The sequence below is a fragment of the Streptomyces sp. NPDC017890 genome, from assembly GCF_044328675.1.
Lineage (GTDB): Bacteria > Actinomycetota > Actinomycetes > Streptomycetales > Streptomycetaceae > Streptomyces.
This window is the reverse complement of record NZ_JBIRHU010000143.1, coordinates 1-1474: the sequence shown is the minus strand read 5'-3', so window position 1 is coordinate 1474 and position 1474 is coordinate 1. Positions and strand designations below refer to the sequence as shown.

Genomic DNA, 1474 nt, shown 5'->3' with positions numbered 1-1474 from the left:
GGGTGAGTGTGGTGGCGTGTGATGTGGCGGATCGTGAGGCGCTGGCGGCCGTACTGGCCGACCACCCGCCGACCGCCGTCGTCCACGCCGCCGGCACGGTTCACAACGGCACCATCGACACGCTCACGGACGACGTGACGGCCGCGGTCCTCGCCCCGAAGGTGTCGGGCGCGAGGAACCTGGACGAGTTGCTCGGGAATACCGAACTGGACGCGTTCGTGCTGTTCTCCTCCAACGCGGGCGTCTGGGGCAGCGGTGGACAGAGCACGTACGCGGCGGGCAACGCCTATCTGGACGCGCTGGCGGAGGACCGCAGGGCGCGTGGCCTGACCGCGACCTCCGTCGCCTGGGGCGCCTGGGACGGCGGAGGACTCGCTGCGGAAGACGCCGCCGAGGAACAACTCCGGCGGCGTGGCGTGCTGCCGATGGATCCGGAGCTGGCGGTGTCGGCGCTGGTGCAGGCGGTGGAGCACGACGAGACGTTCGTGGCCGTCGCCGACGTTGACTGGGCCCGTTTCGTACCCGGCTTCACGGCGGCCCGCCCACGCCCGCTCCTCACCGACATCCCCGAGGCGGCGCGGGCCCTGGCGGCAGTGTCCGGCAGCGCGGACGCCTCCGACACCGAGACACCGGATCTCGTACGGTCCCTCGCCGCGGCTTCGGAGACCGAACGAACTCGAGCCCTGCTCCAGCTCGTACGCGAGGAGGCCGCCGCGGTGCTGGGTCTCACGAACGCCGACGCCATCGACCGGACCAAGGCCTTCCGCGAGCTCGGCTTCGATTCCCTGACCGCGGTGCAGATGCGCGATGTGCTCGGCAGGCGCATCGGGAAACGCCTGCCGGCCACGGTGGTCTTCGACCACCCCACGGCGGCGGCGCTCACCGACTACCTGCGCACTGAACTTCTCGGCGCCGATGCGGCTCCCACCGCATCGAAGGCCGCGGTAGCCGGCGTGCGGGAGACGGACGATCCGATCGCGATCGTCGGTATGGCCTGCCGCTACCCGGGCGACGCCCGCTCTCCCGAGCAGTTGTGGGACCTGGTGGCCTCGGGCGCGGACGCGATGTCCGAGTTCCCGGCGGACCGTGGCTGGGACGTGGACGGCAACTTCCGCTCAGTGGGCGGGTTCGTCCACGACGCGGGGGAGTTCGACGCCGGGTTCTTCGGGATCTCGCCGCGTGAGGCGCTGGCCATGGACCCGCAGCAGCGGTTGATGCTGGAGGCGGCGTGGGAGCTGTTCGAGCGGGCGGGTATCGACCCGACGTCCCTGCGGGGCAGCCAGACCGGCGTCTTCGCCGGCGCTGCATCACAGGGATACGGCTCGGGGCTGGCACAGGAGGCAGGCGAGGGCTATCTGACGACCGGGGACGCGGGCAGTGTCATCTCGGGTCGGTTGTCGTATGTGCTGGGGCTCGAGGGTCCGGCGGTGACGGTGGATACGGCGTGTTCGTCGTCGTTGGTGGCGCTGCATCT

General features: G+C 71.1%; 1 protein-coding gene. It reads left to right on the top strand.

Annotated features, from left to right (window positions below; genetic code table 11):
• A partial coding sequence (locus ACH4F2_RS36075; RefSeq protein ID WP_398136817.1) for a type I polyketide synthase occupies nucleotides 1-1474 on the top strand: 1474 nt, incomplete at both ends.